Raw genomic sequence first — 349 nt, 5'->3', positions numbered from 1 at the left:
GCTTATGTGTAATTTTATGTAGGCTAATACAGCATAAAGAGGTAAAATCAAGTCATACCACACCATATCATTTAAAACTTAATCGATAAGGAGACTTTATGGCAGACCACCAATTAGAACCGTTCGAGAATGTTGAACTGGGCGAGAAACAAGACCAGCTGCAAGTATTCGAAAAGGCTGTTTTGGAACACGAAGGACGCGGCACTGACGAAGATTCCAGCAGCGCACCGCTTCCTGCCAACTACCCGTACAAACAACGTATGCGCCGCTCTGTTTACGAAAAAGAAAAACAGAAGCTGCAAATCGAATTGTTGAAAGTACAAAGCTGGGTTAAAGATTCCGGTCAGCG

Annotated in this window: 1 pseudogene; it reads left to right on the top strand. The window is 43.3% G+C overall.

Annotation, left to right across the window (positions count from 1 at the left end):
• Positions 1 to 98: 98 nt before the first annotated feature.
• A pseudogene (locus tag ACTHSP_RS23050) lies at positions 99 to 349 on the top strand (polyphosphate kinase 2); the annotation flags it as partial.

Source organism: Neisseria sp. P0001.S005 (genome assembly GCF_051963715.1).
The sequence above is the reverse complement of the archived record's forward strand: the minus strand, read 5'-3'. Positions and strand labels throughout refer to the sequence as shown.